The sequence below is a fragment of the Mycoplasmatota bacterium genome (assembly GCA_018394295.1).
Classification (GTDB): domain Bacteria; phylum Bacillota_I; class Bacilli_A; order Haloplasmatales; family Haloplasmataceae; genus JAENYC01.
The window spans coordinates 2,540,824-2,558,680 of record CP074573.1; the positions used below are offsets into that span (position 1 = coordinate 2,540,824).

General features: G+C 28.2%; 19 protein-coding genes. 6 read left to right on the forward strand and 13 right to left on the reverse strand.

All coding sequences use genetic code 11. The features are described 5' to 3' along the window. Nucleotides 1-46: 46 nt before the first annotated feature. From KHQ81_11820 to KHQ81_11860, 9 genes are all read right to left on the reverse strand, one after another. Nucleotides 47-697, reverse strand: a complete 651-nt coding sequence (locus KHQ81_11820; GenBank protein QVK17530.1) for an MBL fold metallo-hydrolase — start codon at nucleotides 695-697, stop codon at nucleotides 47-49. Between the two features lie 45 nt (nucleotides 698-742). Further along, nucleotides 743-1,666 (reverse strand): alpha/beta hydrolase, encoded by a 924-nt coding sequence (locus KHQ81_11825; protein QVK17531.1) that lies wholly within the window; start codon nucleotides 1,664-1,666, stop codon nucleotides 743-745. Nucleotides 1,667-1,916: 250 nt separating this feature from the next. Further along, entirely contained in the window at nucleotides 1,917-2,060 is a 144-nt protein-coding gene (locus KHQ81_11830) for a recombinase family protein (GenBank protein QVK17532.1), read from the reverse strand. Nucleotides 2,061-2,529: 469 nt separating this feature from the next. Then, a complete protein-coding gene (locus KHQ81_11835) occupies nucleotides 2,530-2,997 on the reverse strand; it encodes a hypothetical protein (protein QVK17533.1) in 468 nt (155 codons plus the stop codon). A 527-nt stretch (nucleotides 2,998-3,524) separates the two neighbouring features. Beyond that, complete coding sequence (locus KHQ81_11840) at nucleotides 3,525-3,716, reverse strand: asparagine synthase (protein ID QVK17534.1); 192 nt, start codon at nucleotides 3,714-3,716, stop codon at nucleotides 3,525-3,527. A gap of 103 nt (nucleotides 3,717-3,819) precedes the next feature. Continuing rightward, nucleotides 3,820-4,638, reverse strand: coding sequence for a methyltransferase domain-containing protein (locus KHQ81_11845; protein QVK17535.1), 819 nt, complete (start codon nucleotides 4,636-4,638; stop codon nucleotides 3,820-3,822). A gap of 56 nt (nucleotides 4,639-4,694) precedes the next feature. Then, entirely contained in the window at nucleotides 4,695-5,537 is an 843-nt protein-coding gene (locus KHQ81_11850) for a DUF2785 domain-containing protein (protein QVK17536.1), read from the reverse strand. Between the two features lie 22 nt (nucleotides 5,538-5,559). Beyond that, entirely contained in the window at nucleotides 5,560-7,050 is a 1,491-nt protein-coding gene (locus tag KHQ81_11855) for a diguanylate cyclase (GenBank protein QVK17537.1), read from the reverse strand. Between the two features lie 94 nt (nucleotides 7,051-7,144). Next, entirely contained in the window at nucleotides 7,145-7,477 is a 333-nt protein-coding gene (locus KHQ81_11860; GenBank protein QVK17538.1) for a Dabb family protein, read from the reverse strand. A gap of 265 nt (nucleotides 7,478-7,742) precedes the next feature. Between KHQ81_11860 and selD the strand changes: the two genes are divergently transcribed. Both selD and mnmH read left to right on the forward strand, forming a co-directional pair. Further along, nucleotides 7,743-8,774: a selenide, water dikinase SelD gene (gene selD / locus KHQ81_11865; GenBank protein ID QVK17539.1), complete on the forward strand. Its 1,032-nt coding sequence runs from the start codon at nucleotides 7,743-7,745 to the stop codon at nucleotides 8,772-8,774. 15 nt (nucleotides 8,775-8,789) lie between these two features. Beyond that, a complete protein-coding gene (gene mnmH / locus KHQ81_11870) occupies nucleotides 8,790-9,887 on the forward strand; it encodes a tRNA 2-selenouridine(34) synthase MnmH (GenBank protein QVK17540.1) in 1,098 nt (365 codons plus the stop codon). Nucleotides 9,888-9,976: 89 nt separating this feature from the next. On the opposite strand, the gene KHQ81_11875 is transcribed toward mnmH, so the two are convergent. Both KHQ81_11875 and KHQ81_11880 read right to left on the reverse strand, forming a co-directional pair. Next, entirely contained in the window at nucleotides 9,977-10,849 is an 873-nt protein-coding gene (locus KHQ81_11875) for a hypothetical protein (protein ID QVK17541.1), read from the reverse strand. Between the two features lie 152 nt (nucleotides 10,850-11,001). Next, complete coding sequence (locus KHQ81_11880) at nucleotides 11,002-11,829, reverse strand: GNAT family N-acetyltransferase (protein QVK17542.1); 828 nt, start codon at nucleotides 11,827-11,829, stop codon at nucleotides 11,002-11,004. A 234-nt stretch (nucleotides 11,830-12,063) separates the two neighbouring features. Here KHQ81_11880 and tsaA point away from each other — a divergent pair, with 234 nt between their 5' ends. The 4 genes from tsaA (at nucleotide 12,064) to KHQ81_11900 (ending at nucleotide 15,821) form a co-directional block, all read left to right on the forward strand. Further along, nucleotides 12,064-12,522, forward strand: coding sequence for a tRNA (N6-threonylcarbamoyladenosine(37)-N6)-methyltransferase TrmO (gene tsaA / locus KHQ81_11885; protein ID QVK17543.1), 459 nt, complete (start codon nucleotides 12,064-12,066; stop codon nucleotides 12,520-12,522). A gap of 58 nt (nucleotides 12,523-12,580) precedes the next feature. Next, nucleotides 12,581-13,444 carry an AraC family transcriptional regulator gene (locus tag KHQ81_11890; GenBank protein ID QVK17544.1) on the forward strand — a complete coding sequence of 288 codons (864 nt, stop codon included), beginning with the start codon at nucleotides 12,581-12,583 and terminating at the stop codon, nucleotides 13,442-13,444. A gap of 19 nt (nucleotides 13,445-13,463) precedes the next feature. After that, complete coding sequence (locus tag KHQ81_11895; GenBank protein ID QVK17545.1) at nucleotides 13,464-14,003, forward strand: isochorismatase family protein; 540 nt, start codon at nucleotides 13,464-13,466, stop codon at nucleotides 14,001-14,003. 234 nt (nucleotides 14,004-14,237) lie between these two features. Further along, the gene (locus KHQ81_11900; protein QVK17546.1) at nucleotides 14,238-15,821 is read left to right on the forward strand and encodes a DEAD/DEAH box helicase; all 1,584 of its coding nucleotides are present in this window, start codon (nucleotides 14,238-14,240) and stop codon (nucleotides 15,819-15,821) included. A gap of 74 nt (nucleotides 15,822-15,895) precedes the next feature. Here KHQ81_11900 and KHQ81_11905 read toward each other — a convergent pair whose 3' ends face one another. Both KHQ81_11905 and KHQ81_11910 read right to left on the reverse strand, forming a co-directional pair. Beyond that, nucleotides 15,896-16,675: an acetylesterase gene (locus KHQ81_11905; protein ID QVK17547.1), complete on the reverse strand. Its 780-nt coding sequence runs from the start codon at nucleotides 16,673-16,675 to the stop codon at nucleotides 15,896-15,898. A gap of 29 nt (nucleotides 16,676-16,704) precedes the next feature. Further along, nucleotides 16,705-17,775, reverse strand: a complete 1,071-nt coding sequence (locus KHQ81_11910; protein ID QVK17548.1) for an HD domain-containing protein — start codon at nucleotides 17,773-17,775, stop codon at nucleotides 16,705-16,707. Nucleotides 17,776-17,857: the final 82 nt, after the last annotated feature.

Here is a 17,857-nt window from a genome sequence, read left to right on the forward strand (position 1 = left end):
TATCATTTTACGAGTTCATTCAATAGTAATTATCATAGTTAAATGATTAATCTAACAATTTTTCTACCGCTTCAACATCACATACTTTAGCGTGAGATGTATAAAAACGTTTTGCTCCTAATTGAATTAACTTCTTTAAACTTGATTTAAGTTCATTAATATCATCTATAACGTAGAATAATTTTGCTTTTTTCTTATTCCCTGATATTAAATCACCAATAATACAATCCCCATTATCTAATAAAATTGATACTGACCCTGGTGTATGTCCTGGGGTATGAATAATTTTTCCACTTAATCCAAATTCTGATAAATCCATATCACCATCTATTTCTATATGTGGTTCAAAAGTGACGTGTTTTCCATGAAACAATTTAAATATTATTTTAGCTAGAATCTTTACAGGTTTTACAACACTACTAATTCCATTTCTCAAATCTTCCCCATCAAACCTATGAATCAACACTTTGGCATTCGTTAATTTCTGTAATTTCACTAATCCACCAACATGGTCTAAATGATTGTGAGTAATGATTATTAACGAAATATCTTCTGGATTTATTTGATGCTTTTCCATTGCTTTAAGCATCATTTTGTATGAAAAAGCAAACCCTGTATCTACTAACACCCATTTTTCTCCCTTAATTAAATAAACTTTAACATTCCCTAAAGATATTGGAATAATTTCATTTTTCATATACTTATCTCCTATCTTTAAATTATTAATTAAAGATTATCTAGCTTAATCTTCAACTTCCTCCTTAATTTTTATCAACTCAGAAACAAAGTCTTTAGGTTCTTCAAATATCGTTGAATGGCCTGATTCTTCTAACCATACTAAACCTTTCTTAGGTGCTTTAATTGTATTAAAATAGGACTCTTGTAGTTCCCATGCTGTTTGATAATCATATTTCCCTACAATCAAATAAATTGGTATCTTTAATTCTAAAATATTTTTCGCTTCAAATTTATCTATTAAATCAAAATCTAATAACTCATTTGAAAAATTAATCCCTTCAACAATTTTTTCTAATTCTTCACTAGTACAATATTCTTGATATAATTTACTTGTATTTATTTTTCGTTCGCCATATCCTAATCCTACAAACCATTTTCTTTGGACAATTAAATCATTACAATCTTTATATGGTGGTCTACCAATTCTTTCTAGGTCTTGTATTGCTTCTTCATTTTTTAACTTTTTAACTTCACTAAGTAAAAAATCATAACTTATTATTTCAGACTTATTCGTATCGACCATTTGGCCTGTTCCAATATAAGCATATAATTTTTCAGGAATTTGATTGGCTAGTTGAACCCCGATAGCCGATCCCCAAGACATCCCTAAAAGAAATATTTTGTCTTTCTGATATTTCTTTAGTAAATAATCAACTACTTCGGATGCATCACTAATAATTTGTTCAATATTCATTGTTTCTTTTAAGATGTTATCATGATATGAGTTTCCTGCTCCTCTTTGATCCCAATGAGCAACTAAAAAGTTTTCTTCATACTCTTTTGGTAAAGCTTGCATTAAAACACTAAATGGTGCGCCAGGCCCGCCATGTAACATAAGTAACAAAGGATTTTCTTCATTATTACCTGTAACTTGAATAAACTGTTCAACTCCACCAATATTGACCATTTCCTTATTAAAAACCTGCATATATTTCCTCCTTGTATGATAGTATTTGTATTCAATAAATTTCTTTATATTAATCGCTATTATTAGCGAATAAAAACTTTTCTTTCAATAGACTGATGTTACAATATTGAAATATTAAGTATAGCCTTAATTTAACTTTATAAGTTATTTGTTAAACTAATAAAGTTATTATATAGTTAAATATTACCATATATTGTAGTTTATACCAATAGTTTCTAAAAAATAATAAGTAAGAAAATAGATGAAAATTTCATATCCAAATACTTTCACATACTAATTCTAAATTGTATTCTTGGCAGTATTTCTTAATACTATCTTCCTGTGTTATTAATCCAAATCCTTTCTCAACTTGAATTGAAGTACTAACACGGACATAGCCGTAAACCTTCTCCATTTCTTTCCTCCTAATTATTGGTAATTATTTTACGAACAATATTAAATGCCATTAACAACGCTTGTAAAGCATTATTTATAACCTCTTATATTAATTACTCGGAATCGATAGTAGCTCCAATTAAAACAATGATTGCTTCCTTTTTACTATTTAAGTACTTTTTAATCAGTTTAATATATGATTAATTTATCTATACTATAGTAATAGTACTAAGTGTATAAAGTGTTATTATCATTGTTTTATGAAATTTGATCTTTTCATTATCATATATGCATTTTAAGCGCTAATTTTAAAGTAGACTTTCAAAAAATAACTAACAATATCTTCCATATAGATTTCAATTCTACTTAATTAGAATTACTACCCGTATAATTTGATTAAACTGTTTGAAAATGCAGAGAGAAGTAAGTTAATTAGGTTCTCTTGCATATAAAAAAACCATAACACGTAAATGTCATGACTTTAATGACTAATCTTCTTTCCAATTTTCTAATGTCCATCCCGATACTAATCTTTCAATTAATAAAGTATCATTCCAAATCTCATGTGGAGAAAGTTTTTTTTGTGTATCAGAAAGTTTATCTACTCTTTTCCTTACAAGTGTTTCAACATCTACAATATGCCAATGCTTTAACTTTCCATTTTTATCTACTACTGGTGTTCGCATCTCAGTTGGAATATTGTAAGAATTAGGAATATTAAAATTTCCAACTTTTCTTACTATTCCTTTTTTCAATGCGAAACGTAAAGCGAAAAATATTGAAAATTGTTCTGGTTCTTCAACTAATTTATTTACTTCAAGTGATTCTTCAATATGAAACCTTTGTAATATTCTAACAAGATTTGGTTCTTTAGGTTTTTGATCTATATTTTGAATAAATAATTTCCCTTTAGGAGTTATTAACTCAAAAACATCACCTTTAATTACTTTGCTCATTTAATGTCTCCTAACTAAAATAATCTATCATATTCAGAATTTCTGTTCCTCTTTTAATTGCAGAGTGCTGTCCATCCAACTTCAGGAATGTAAAGAATTTTTTGAACCTAATTACAAAATTTGATAAAGTTAGAATTTGTTTGCTACGTATTCCTTTACATAAATATTTTTTCATTATTCTCTCCCTTATAACTTTTGAAAGAGCAAAAAATTGTTTTTAGTATTTAAATATTGTCCCTAATAATAATACTGAATCTAAACTCTCACACCACCTTACTCAATTTATTACCATTAAAAATACCCTCTTTCTATAAATTATTATACATTGTTAATTTATTTTATTCAATTCAATACTTGTAAGAGTATATCATTTAATAACTAGTTTTTATAAAGAAATTTATAAATAATCCCAAAATTAAAGTGTACCTTCTCATTGTTAATATTTATTTATGGAAGTAGCCTATTTTTTAGATGAAAAACGTAAAAAAGAAGCAAAGGTGTTAACCCCTACTTCTAATAGGTCTTAATTATCTGTGTTCAAATAAATCAATGGTACCTAATAAAACATGTGCCAATCCAAATCCGATAACACCTGCAGCAATCACTGGCATTAAATTGTTTGTCATGTTCATATTTTTTTTCATGCTTCTAGCTTTCATTGCGATACCTGTAGCGGTAACACCAGTACCAAGTATAGTTGGAATTAAACCTTCTCTCATGAAATTCCTCCTTGTCTTTGAAGTAATTAAGATAATGACCTAATCTTAGATTTTGTTATCTCAAGAAGAATTATCCATGGTAATAATTGAAATTGATAATTAACTATTTTTCTAAGACAATACACATAGTTTCATGTTGAAGATCATATGGTTTTCCACAAACATCTGAATAAAATTCAATATTTTTAAAATTAATTGATTTGATTTCATTTGTTAGAGTTTCTTTTGTAAAATATGTATCCCATATTCTAAATACATCAATATTATCTTTTTCATCAATAACAACAAACTGATTTAAACGGATATTATTATCATAAATATAATGTGCTTCTAAACATAAATGAGGATTTGGCTTAAAAAAACCACCTTCTTCATTTAATGACCAGTTAGTACTTTCTGTCTTTCCTTTATAATAAATTGGTGTAAAGACATCAAAAATAAACTTCCCACCTTTTTTTAATGCTTTAAAGATTTTATTTAATAATATCATCCGTTCACTTGGTGATAAAACAGCATAATCACAATAAATTAAAATAATTAAATCAAATTCATTTTCATAGTCTATGTCTAAATAATTTTGATAATAATAGGTATTTTGCTTATTATGTTCTTTAGCATATTCAATAGAACGCTTAGAAAAATCAATCCCTGTTACTTGATACCCTAGTTTATTTAATTGATTAGCATATAATCCTGGACCACAACCTAAATCAAGTACCTGTGAAAATTGATCAACAGGTGCAGTTTCAGAAATCCATTTCACTGAATTTTCAATAAAATTAAAATTTCTTGAAGCAGCATCCCATTCTGGATGCAAATGCGCTTTTAGCATCTGTTCTGATATATGCTCATCATCCCAAAATTTACAACTACTTTTAGTATATACTTTTGGTTTCTTTAAATAATCAATTATTTTACTCATATTTTCTCCTAATTATTATAAAGGTCCATAGATATACTAGGGACCTTGATGATTTTTTATGCAATTTTATTATAATCCTCATTCATACGATTTAATGTTTTTTCAATTTCTTCGATAATTATACTTGAGGAATTATTAAATTTAATTCTAAAGTATAAACTTCTTAAAAAGTTCTTAACATTTTCTTCGTAATAATGCTTTTCTGGATAATCCTTTGGTGGATTTGTATTTTCAAAACTATTAACCCAACGAATTAATTCTTGTTCTTCTAATATATCTCTCGATAGAACAATAATAATGGTTGATACTAATCGCTCAGCTTCTCCATTAATATAAACATAATCACTAATACATATCTTTTCTTTTACAACCTCTACTATTTTCATTAAATCATCATGACCTATTTCATTACAAAATGCCATTGATCTAAGCGCATCTCCTGAATGCCCCATCGCATGAGCCCAGCCTTTTTTATCGACATATCCTCTTAAATCTTTTTCTAATCTTGCATATCGAATAAGCGTATCATTAAGATTTATCACTTCTTCCTTACTTAATAAGTCTTCTCCATTTGTAATATGATAATAGATAATTGCACGGATGATTAATACAGTAAATGTTCTATTAAATACTGCATCATTTTCTATTTCTCCCAATTTGTTAAATAAATGTTTGTCACTTAAACAAATTTCAAGTAAATCTCTAACTTGTTCTTTTGTCAACATTTTTTCTGTAATCATTAACCACAATACATTTAAGATTAAATCATCCCTTAATTCAGAATCTGTTGTACCAATATTTTCTAATAATTCTAAGGCAAATGGATAACGATCAATATCATTTGGTATCACCCATTCATTATCCCTAATACTTATCAAACGTTCTTTTAAACTATTCATTTTCCTAAACTCTCCTTTTATATTATTGCTCTTTATAATTTGATTTTTCTTTATACATTTGAAAATCAGAGTAATTAACAATTTCTTCTAGTGAAATATTACTTCCTGGTATGTATTCAAACAAACCATGACTAGCGGTTAATGCATATGGCTTTTCTTTAAATGAATTTAATTCTGATAATACTTTCTGCCAAAATAGTTCAGCTTCATTTTCATGTTTGTTAGGAAAAACAATGAGAAATTCATCTCCACCCATTCTAAATAGTACATCCGATTCATCTAAATTGTCTTGAATGATTGAACAAACTTTAATGATATAATAATCACCTTCTGAGTGACCATATTTATCATTGACTTGTTTTAAACAATTAATATCGATATAACAAACGACAAAAGGTAGCTGGTTTGTTTCTGCTTTTTTTATCATTTCTTGTAAATATTTAATTCCACTTCTTCTATTGAGTGTTCCTGTTAACATATCGGTTGTTGCGTATTTTAATAATTCCTTTTCTAATTTCTTCATTTCTGTTATATCAGTAGCCCCAATCAGTAGACATTTATCCCCATGGTAATCAATTAATTCATAATTGGCTACAACCCATTTATAAACTTTATCCACCTTTATCTCAACAACATGGTTATAAGCATGCCCCTGTTGTTTTAACTTTTCCATTATTTCTTGCTCTTTAGGATAAATAAAGATATCATCAATTTTTAAATCATTCATATTTTCTGGATTTATTTCAAAATAGTTAATTGCGTTTTTATTTGATTCAATTACTAATCCATCAAAATGGCGAACAATAAATAATGGATAGGGATTAATGTCAAATAACTTACGGAAATTCTGTTCACTAACTTGTAACTTAGCGTTATTATTAAACTGATTAATGTTTAATTTATACTGTGATACATTTATTAATATAGCAAATAAAACAAAACCTGATGTATATATTTTATTTGTTACACTTATATATACTGGCTGATTCATCTGTGATAATCCAAATAGAAAAATTAGTTGATAAATTATTAATACAATAATAATATAAAGCGGTTTAATCGTAAAAATAAATGCGGTAATCATCACAAAGATAATATAACTATCAATACTACCTGTTATGCGTTGACTATTTAAACCAAAAGCAGTACCCAATCCTAAAAACAAAATTGGAAATACCCATAAAACAAACGATACTAACCTTTTATTAACATGAACATCATTACGAAAATAATTATTGTATAATAATAGATAAATAATTGAAACAACAACACCGATTGCTTCAATAATAATGTTTGTCCATATAAACCCTTTATCACTAATATCTTCAAACAACTTTAAATTCCCGTACACATAGTAAAAAGAGAAAATAATATTAATTTTCGATAATAATTTAATTCTATTTAAAATAACTAAATTATTTTCATCTTCAAAATTATTTAATGTTGATTGATTAAGGTTACTATGCATATATTTTGCATAGAATCCATGAAATTTTTTAATGATTGCATTCATTTAAACAGACCCTTTATAAGTATTTATTAAATAATTATAACACTTTTATAAGTAATTGTATATACAATGATGATTAAGTTATTCTATAAGTGAGTTATTTATGAGTTGTTTGCGCTAATTTAGTATCAACTGTATAATCTACAACAACTCTTTGTTCATTTACTTGACGTATATAATCCACTACTTTAAGATGAGCAGGATGATTTTGATATATTTTTAAATCTTCTTCTTTGTTAAATACTGTGTATAACACAAGATCATAGGCTTGTTCATCATCCACTTGATTTATCCCTACTTCAATTGTTTTAACTTCATTGATTACCTCTTTTAAACCTTCTAATCTTTTTTTTATTTCTTTTGCAATTTCTAATTTAGATTGACCCTTATAATTATCTTTTAATTTCCACATGACAATATGTTTAACCATTTTAAAATCTCCTCACTTAATTTTTTTTCTGTTCTCCAATATTAATATATATAATCAATATTTTTGAATTAAATTATATAATCGTGATATAATATTTCAAACATTTACCATATATCACTATTTTCATTATATCGTATTTTATTATTTTAACAATAACATTTAACTATAACTTAATTTTTCCTATTGCTTGATTAGTAGAGATATGTATTTTAGTACTTGTTCGTGATATAATATATATCATAAATAGAATAAAAAAGGTGATATGATGAAAAACATTAAATTAACAGAATATAGTCATGGTGCTGGTTGTGGATGTAAAATTTCACCAGCTACCCTTGAAACTATATTAAAAACAACAAGAGACACAATTAATTATCCACAATTACTTGTAGGTAATAGTAGTAATGATGATGCAGCTGCCTATGATTTAGGTAATGGAACTTCAGTTTTAAGTACTACTGATTTTTTTATGCCAATTGTTGATGATCCTTTCACATTTGGTAAAATCGCTGCAACCAATGCGCTTAGTGATATTTATGCCATGGGAGGCAAACCTCTAATGGCTATCTCTATTTTAGGCTGGCCAGTAAAAACATTATCCCCAGAGGTTGCTAGATTAGTTGTTGATGGTGGCCGCTCAGTATGTGATAGTGCTGGAATCCCACTAGCTGGTGGTCATTCAATTGATTCACCAGAACCTATCTTTGGTCTTGCCGTTACAGGACTTGTAGAGAATAAACGCTTAAAACAAAATAATCAAGCAACAACAGACTGCGAGATATTTTTAACGAAACCACTTGGAATTGGGATCTTAACCACTGCACAAAAAAGAAAAAAAATAGAACCTGGACATATCGATGTTGCGATTGAGGCAATGTGCACGTTAAATAAAATAGGGGCTGAGATTTCTCAATTAGAGGGAGTTGTCGCTTTAACAGATGTTACTGGATTTGGCCTTTTAGGACACTTAGGAGAAATTTGTAGTGGTAGTGGTGTATCAGCGACCATTCAATATGATAAAGTTCCACTATTACCAAATACTGTTAAGTACCTTAATATGGACTGTGTATCAGGTGGCACTAGAAATAATATTAAAAGTTATGGACATACCATAGAGGAAATGACTGATGAACAAAAATACATCTTATGTGATGCACAAACATCAGGTGGCTTACTTGTCATCGTTAAAAAAGAAAATGTTTCAGAATTTTTAGATATAACAAAAAATTCAGGATTATCTCTAGAGTCAATTGGGTTCACTCGTAAACTAAGCGATAAATTAATTAAAGTAATATAAATGGATGTGTTTTAAATGGATACAACAGATGACTTTAAAAAAATAGTAGTTGAAGAAAACCCACTAATTGATGTACGTGCCCCAATTGAATTTAGTAAGGGAGCATTTATTAATTCCATTAATCTCCCCCTTATGACTGATGAAGAAAGACACTTAGTGGGTATTTGTTATAAGGAAAAAGGTCAAGAAGAAGCCATAAAATTAGGACATCAACTTGTTTCAAATACAATACGACAGAATAGAATTGATGCTTGGGTAACCCAAATTAATCAATACCCTAACGCCATCCTTTATTGTTTTAGAGGAGGACAACGTTCAAGAATAACTCAATCATGGATAAAAGAAACAATCGGTAAAGATATCCCTTTTATAGAAGGGGGATACAAAGCATTTAGGAATTATTTGATGAATGCCCTTAACCCTGAGGAACAAAAAAGTAAGCCTATCTTACTAGGTGGTAATACGGGTTCTGGTAAAACATCTTTATTAAAGCAATTTGATAACTTCATTGACCTTGAAGGGATTGCTAACCATAGAGGTTCATCATTTGGAAAATATATCACCCCCCAACCGACACAAATCAACTTTGAAAATAACCTAGCATATGCATTAATTCAACATAAACATAAGGGATTTCAATATATGCTTCTTGAAGATGAAGGTGGAAATGTTGGTAGATGTTTTATTCCCAAACTTTTAACTGAATATTTCAAAAAAGGTGATTTAGTTTTATTAGATGTTCCTTATGAAACCAGACTTCAAAATACTCTAAATGAATATGTCATAGAGTCACAAATGCAGTATATTAATTGCTTTGGAGAAGAAAAAGGACTTTCAGAGTGGTCTAATTATATTTTGACAAGCATTAATAAAATTAAGAAAAGACTTGGGGGAGAACGTCATAAATATGTCATGGAAGCATTTGAATCTGCTAATCAACATCAGATGAATACCGATAACCCCAATGTTCACAGTAATTGGTTAGATATTTTACTTAAAGAATATTATGATCCAATGTATGAATATCAAATCAAAACAACAACCAAAGACATTTTGTTTAAAGGAAATACAGAAGAAGTCTATGAATACCTTAAAACGAATTATAATATGTAGTTAATTAAAAACCTCTTTTCTTTGATGAAAAGAGGTTTTTACTATATTAAACAAAATTACCTATTAATATTCATATCACTTGTTTCTTATTAATTATTCAAGGAAGGTTTTTCAATAATATTATTTAAAACAAGATATAAGATATAAAATGAAAATAAATCAAAAATAGGTACCAATACCATAAAAGCAATACTAACAACCTCACCACTTAATGTCATATTTATTACCATTGCAGTCATTGCCGTTAACATTGATACCCCTTTTATGATAATAAGGGGTGCTAAGACATAGCCAAAGGGCTTTTTCTTTAATAATAAAACTCCCGCTAAAATTGATGTTGGTACAACAAAACCAAGATCCATCCCTTGAATAACTAATGTCGTATAGTGCTCTAACTCTTTTGGATAAGTTCCATCAATTAAAGGGTTAATAATCATTCCTAACCACATTAATCCAATAAAGCCCCCAATTACTAGTACGAAACTACTAACAAGTTTAATAGGGAAGGTATCCTTAAAAGAATTTTTTATTTTTGATACATCAATTGTCATAAATGTAAGGGTAAAAGTGAAAAAACAAAGTGACATTAATGTGACATTGAGTAAAAATAATTGATTATACATACTATAGAAAGTATAAGAGGTATAAGTATATAAAAAGTATCCTAACGTTCCTGTTAACAATAGTTTTCCTTTGATTAAGTTCTTTCTAAATAAATAAAGTGAAATGATTAATAAAGGCAAACCAACCACCAATGTAACAAGATCTTGAGCAACTGCTTGTAATGCAAGTGAAACAGAATCATGGTGATAGATACCTTTACCATATAGAGTGATGGTATCACCATACAATGATATAAAATTAAGATTCTCATTACTATAATTTGAAAATACACCAATTGACGATGCGATTCCTGATAATACAATAATTATTATTGAAAGTATCGATATTTCCTTTTTCATTTATCTTCTCCTCCTTAATTAAGACTATATAGTTATAAAATCTTATTAATTATTATACTTTAATTAACAACGTCAGTCAATTATCTAATTATTTCTACAAAAAGAGTAACATCATCTGATATTACTCTTTTTAAATATCTATTTTACATTTATTATAATCTTGCAGCGTGAGCGACTACTTCAAACCCTTCCCTTAAATAGAATTGTAAAGCTTTAGAATTTTCATCAACACAATATAAATATGGGATATTATTACTATCTTCTTTAATTGCATTAAGTGCATGATGTATAATCAGTTTTCCATAACCTTTAGATTGTAGTGAAGAACTAACCGCCACATACTCTATTTCACCATCATGATGAAAATACATCCCAATTAGTTTATCATTTAAGAGAAAACCAGTAAATCTTGATTTATTTAGATTAGAGAATTTATAATGATAATACTCCCGATGATTGATAAATTCATTTTTTTCAGCGATATCAACAAAAGAATCTTCTAACAATTCTAAAACATCATCTAATATCTCTTTCTTGTAAAAAATAGTTTTTAATGGTGTTATATCAATATTTGTTGGTTCCTTAAAATACATTATTTCACGACTCATATAAACATTTTTTCTATGTAAATTAAATTTACTCATCAAAGTTTTCACTAAATTATGATTTTCATTATAAACCCAGATACTTGTTTTCTTTTTTTCTTTATTCATAATATCTTTAATCATGTCATAAATTGTTTGAACGTCTGTTTCATCAAGATCTTTCTCGAATGCAACTTGAAACCGTAAATTATCATTAAAAATCATTGCGGTTAATATTCCTTCATTTGTCTTTGTTTCAAAAATATAAGTAGCAATCCATCTTGAAAGTCCTTCATAATTTTCCCCCATTGAAGCTAATCGATATTCTCCACTATCAATTAATTTTATGAGATTTAAATATTTATCTTCAATTTTATTCACTTTTTTTACTTTCATTTTCTTCTCCTATTAAGAGTTAACCAACCTCTTTATCTTTATTTTCATATTCTATCCCTCCTTTCTAGTCTTTTTTTATAGTAACATAATTTAAATATTCTATCAATAGTTTAAATATTTTATAATATCAATTCTTATTTTATATACAAACTATAAATTATAGCAAATATTATCAAGTAATTATTAATAATATTCGCTACAATAAAATCATCAATTATTAAGGAGTGAAATTTTATGGAAAAAGAAAACTATATGATTTATCCAATTGGGTATATCAGAAGAAAGGAGAATAAAATCTTTTTAGAAATCAACAAAGAATATTTACCTGCTTTAAAAGAATTAGAAAAATTTAGTCATGCACACGTGATATGGTGGTTTAATAAATTAGATGATGTTAAGTACAGAAAAATCACTCAAACAGAACCTCCTTACCAAGCACCTAAACTAGGTGTGTTTGCTTCACGTTCACCTATTAGACCAAATCCAATAGCACTCTCAATAGTAAAAATATTAACTATTGATTTTAATAATGGAATCATTGAAATTCCACAAATTGATGCCCTTGACAATACACCTATTTTAGATATAAAAGCTTATTTTCCTAGTTGTGATCGCCTTCAATCACCAAAATTACCAGATTGGGCCAAAAACTGGCCTAAATGGCTACCAGAAGATGGACTTGGATTAGAATAACTGATAAAATAATAGATATATCGTGTTTATTTAACCGTTTTATGAGGAGGGGATAACAGTGAATAATAGAGCTAATATACTTAAAGCGATTAATTTTATTGAAAATCATATAAAGGATGATATTAATGTATTGAGTATATCTTCAGAAATCGGTTATTCATTATATCACTTCAGTAGATTATTTCAAGCAGTAACTGGGCATTCTCCAAAAGAATATTTGCTTAAGAGGAGATTATCAGAAGGAGCTAAAGATATTATTAATACAAAAATTAGATTAACAGATATTGCATTTGATTATCAATTTAATGATTATGAAACTTTTAGTCGAGCATTTAAACGCGTTTTTGGATTTAATCCCAATAAACTCAGAAAAAATGATTGTCACAAGCGTATATCTTCCTTATCAAAGATAACAATTGATGATATTAATCATATGGATAAAATAAAAGATATTGAACCTGATATTGTAGAACTAGATAAAATATATTTAGTCGGTCTATCAACGTTAGTTAAAGGTTCAACAAATATTATTACTTGTTTGTGGTCAAAACTAGATGATGAATTACCTGACATTAAAGACATTAAAAAACCAGAGAAATTTTATGAATTGCATTATTGGTCAGAAAAATATGAACTAGATGGTTTTTTTGTCATGTGTGGGATTGAAACGAATCATCTTGAATCACTGACTCCTATGTTAAATGGTAAAATCATTCCAAAAGCGAAATATTTAAAGTTTACACACAAAGGTTTATCACGTAATGTAGGTCTAACATATAAATATATTTTTCAAACATGGCTTCCTAAATCTAGTTACAAATTACCATTTTCATTTGAGTTTGAATATTATGGACAAAATTACCTAGGACCGAATAATGAACAGTCAGAAAGTGAGATTTATATTCCTATTGAATTATTATAACAAGAAGGAGGGAGTTATTATGAACGAAACTATTAAGAATATGGGGTTATTAGTGGTTGATGTACAAAAAGGATTATTCTATCAGAAAACACCTGTATACAAAGAAAAAGAACTCCTTTGTTACATTAATCATCTAATTGATATTGCTAGAACCAATCAACTCCCAATTATATTTATTCAACATTCTAATAAAGGTATATTAAAAGAAGGTTGTGATGGATGGAATTTGCATCCAGAGTTAAAACCCTTAGAACATGAACCAATCATTTTAAAATCAAATGCTAGTGCTTTTAATGACACTATTTTAAATAAATTACTTGTTAAAAAGAATATCAATAAGTTATTTGTGGTAGGATTAACAACCCATGGATGTGTAAAAGTAACTTGTACTGATGCCTTGAAATTAGGTTATGATGTAACACTAGTTTCAGATGCTCATAGTAGTTTTAGCGAAAAAGCTGCTCAATTAATCGAGACATGGAATAAAAAATTATTAGATAAAGGAATTAAGTTAATATCAACAAATAAATTAATCAGTGTCTTAAACGGTAATAAATAATTTTCTAAGAAACTTCCATTAATAAAGAAGTTTCTTTTCTTTTTATATCTACTAAATATTGGATTATTCATTTGAAGTATTTTTTAAAATGATACTATATAATAATTTTAATTTATAAATAATATCAAATAAAAATAGCATATAGTTGTTAGTCATGATATAATCATTCTGATATAAATTACAGATTTGTTAAATACTATATTTATACAAGATTGAAAGGACAAAATATTTATAATGAAGAAACTTAAATTTGAAGAATTAAATTTATCAAAAGAAATCAAAAAAGCAGTCGCAAATATGGGGTTTGAAGAAGCATCTCCGATTCAATCCCAAGCCATCCCACATTTACTAAATGGAAAAGATGTTATTGGACAATCTCAAACTGGAACAGGTAAAACTGCTGCGTTTGGAATTCCAATTTTAGAGAAAATTGATATAGAGAGTAAAAAACTACAAGCACTCATTCTATGTCCCACTAGAGAACTTGCCATTCAGGTTGCAGAAGAATTAAAGAGACTATCTAAATATAAAAGAGGAATTGAGATACTTCCAATTTACGGGGGACAACATATTGATAGACAGATTCGTGCACTTAAAAAAGGTGTACAAATAATTATTGGTACTCCAGGAAGAGTTATGGATCACATGAACCGTAAGACCTTAAAAATGGACCAAGTAAAAATGTTTGTTTTAGATGAAGCAGATGAAATGCTTGATATGGGATTCAGAGAAGATATTGAATTTATTATTAATAAAGCACCTAAAGATAGACAAACGGTTCTATTTTCAGCAACCATGTCCAAAGTTATCCTAGATTTGACTCGTAAATACCTTAAGAATCCTGTAACTGTTAAAGTAGTCCACAAAGTATTAACCGTTCCAAATATTGAACAAATTTATTTTGAAATGAAACAAAAGAATAAAACAGAAACCTTATGTCGTTTAATTGATATGTATAATCCAAAATTATCACTAGTTTTCTGTAATACAAAAAGGCAAGTTGACACATTAGTAGACACCCTTCAAACAAGAGGCTATTTGGCAGATGGACTTCATGGAGATTTAAAACAAAATCAGCGTGATCGGGTTATGTCTAAGTTTAGAAAGGGTACCATTGATATTCTTGTTGCTACTGATGTTGCTGCAAGAGGGATAGACGTAGATGATATTGAAGCTGTATTTAACTATGATATTCCACAAGATGAGGAATATTATGTACATCGTATCGGAAGAACAGGACGCGCCGGAAGAACAGGGCGTGCATTTTCCTTTGTAGTTGGTAAAGATATCTATAAACTTCGTGATATTCAGCGATATACGAACACAAAAATAAAATTTCACCATGCACCTACTATTAATGATGTGAAAGAAATCAGGATGACATCATTTTTAGATAAAGTAAAAAAGACATTAGAACAAGGACATCTAACGGAATATCTTCGTTGGGCTGAGAAACTAATTGAAGAGGATTTTAGTTCTTTAGAAGTTGCAGCTGCACTCATTAAAATGGCTACAGAAGGTAATGAAAAAGAAAAAGTAAACTTACAAGATGATTATGGAGACACTGGTGCTGCTCCAGGAATGGTTAGATTGTTTATTAATATTGGACGACATAACCATGTAGGTCCTAGAGACATTGTAGGTAATATCGCTAGTAATACTGGATTAACAGGTAATTTAATCGGAACGATTGATATCTACGATAAATATACCTTTGTTGAAGTACCGAAAGATTATGCTAAAGAAGTTTTAATGATTATGAAAAATAATCTTATAAAAGGTAAAAAAATCAATATTGAACCAGCTAATAAAAGATAAATTTAATATTTATAAACAAAAATGACACTGAAAAAACAGTGTCATTTTCTTTATAATAATTAAAATCAAACTACCTAATTATTTAGTAACCAAATCAGAACTTTTTCTATATATTCATCCCAAAATTTCCAATCATGAATACCACTACTCTCTACATAAGTATGTTCAACATTCTCTTTAATTAAGAAGTCTCTATAATTACGATTATTTTCAATTAAATAGTCTTCTGTACCACAAGCAAGATAAATTCTAGGCATGATTTGATTTTTTTCTTTTATATTCTTAATAAGTGCTTCTAAATCTTTATCACTACCCTTTAACTTAGATAGATCACCAAAGATGGTTTTGTAATAACTTCTCTTTTTAAATATCCATTCATTTTCATCAGTGGATGCTACTACTTGATCCATAATAATGGCTGATGATAAACCAGCTATAGAACCAAATGTCTCTTGATATTTTAGACCATTTCTAATAGCACCATATCCTCCCATTGAAAGACCTGCAATAAATGTATCTTCTCTCTTAGTAGATAATGGAAATAATTTCCTTGTTTCTTCAACTAGTTCTCTTCCTATAAAATCACCATAATTATTAGTTGAATTCTCTTGATCAACATAAAAACTGTTATCTCCAGAAGGCATAATCACTGCCACTCCATGTTGAGCTGCTAATTGACCAACTCTTGTTCTAGTTATCCAATTTGTGTAATCACCCATGACTCCATGCAACAAATATAAAGTTTTAAAAGATTTATTTCCATTTGATTTCATTCCTTCTGTTGGAATTATTGCTTTATACGTCACTTGTCTCATAAGTGAATTAGAATAATAATTTACATCTAATACTGCCATCTTTTGTCCCTCCTTATTTAATAAATTAATTATTCTCTACTAAATGTATTATAAAATACTGAATCAATTACAACTTTTTTTTCTGTTATTCTATCATATATCTTTTTAAACTCGATTTCACTTTGAAGTAAAGTATCAATAATTATTGGGTCAAAATGAGTTCCCTTCCCTTGCTTTATTATTTCAATACTTTTTTCATGAGAATATGCTTCTTTATAAACCCTTTTTGATCTTAAAGCATCATATACATCGATTATTGCCATTACTCTTGCTGACAATGGAATATCTTCTCCAGCTAATCCATGGGTATACCCAGTTCCATCCCATTTCTCATGATGATAACAGGCAATTGAAATTGCAAATTCTAAAATCTTATTATGAGGATATGCTTTTTTAAACTCTAATAATGTATTCGCTCCAATTCTTGTATGAGTTTTTATGACCTCAAACTCCTCTGGGGTAAGTTTTCCTGGTTTAAGTAAAATTCTATCTGGCATATTAATTTTTCCAATATCATGTAAAGGACTTGCTTTATAGATATTTTCAATATACTCATCATCAATATAATCTTTGTATTTAGGTATCTTACGCAACTCACTGGTGAGATATTTACAGAGCACTGCAACTCGTTCAACATGAAGCCCTGTATATTCATCACGAGCCTCAGATAACTTAACTAAAGCAAAAATCGTAGCTCTTTGTACTTCAGCTAATTCTTTTTCTTCTTCAATATTCTTTTCGTACTCCTTTTTATAATGATCAGCTATATACCCCATAACAAACGCTATTATTATATATATAATCAATCTAATAATCCAGTTCATTGGCGCCTGCATAGTATTTGATTTAACATCTAAAGGCATTATAGGTCCTAATATAATTCCACTTATTACTGCATTGATAACAGCATATTTTTTCCCATTGCTTGTAGCAATAATCGCAATAGGTATATACATTAAATTAGTGTAAACCTTAGATGTACCTCCTAAAAAGTAAACTAGAAAGGCTATCATTAACGTTAAAAAATATGAATAAATCATAAGATTTTTTTTAATTAGTTCTCTATTTTTTCTGAAAATTTCCACAATATTATCCCACATAAATACTCCTCTAAAAGATTCTTTTTTAATATAATTTTTTGCTTTAACCAAAAAAGAAATTACTAAAATATATCGTGATTTT